The organism is Microbispora triticiradicis, assembly GCF_005864065.1.
GTDB lineage: Bacteria > Actinomycetota > Actinomycetes > Streptosporangiales > Streptosporangiaceae > Microbispora > Microbispora triticiradicis.
In genome coordinates, this window is the sequence record NZ_VANP01000052.1 from 1 (window position 1) to 566 (window position 566).

Sequence of the window (566 nt, forward strand, 5' to 3'; positions counted from 1 at the left end):
GGCTCGATCCTGGGTCTGCTGATCTTCACGGTGATCACCAACCTGTTCATCCTCAACGGGCTGAACACCGCCGACCAGCTTGTCGCCAAGGGCGTCATCATCGTCGCCGCCGTGCTGCTGCAGCGGCAAAGCCTCAAATCAGCGACCTGACCCCCGAACTCCGCCTGGCCACCGCCCCACGGCCGTGGTCCCGGCCTCTCACGCCCTTTGTCAGCACGTCCATCCCCACTGCAAGGAGAAAGAAATGACGCAGAACCCCGGCCGCCGGGGCTTCCTCTTCGGCGGAGCCGTCATCGGCGCAGGCGCCCTCATCACCGCCTGCACCAGCAACGAGCCGGCCGCGCAGGCCAGCGCTCCGGCCGCGGCGCCGGCGGCGGCGGCCAGCGGCGGCAACGACGCCCCTGGCGACAAGGTCGTCATCGGCTTCTCGGCCCCGGCCGCCGACCACGGCTGGATCGCCGCGATCAGCAAGAACGCCGCGGACGCCGCCAAGCAGTACTCCGACGTGGAGCTCAAGGCGGTCGAGCCGACCAACGACATCAACCAGCAGATCTCGGCGGTGGAGT

At 68.9% G+C, this 566-nt stretch carries 1 pseudogene; it reads left to right on the forward strand.

The annotated features are described in order from the left end of the window. Positions 1–244: 244 nt before the first annotated feature. A pseudogene (locus FED44_RS35485) lies at positions 245–566 on the forward strand (sugar ABC transporter substrate-binding protein); the annotation flags it as partial.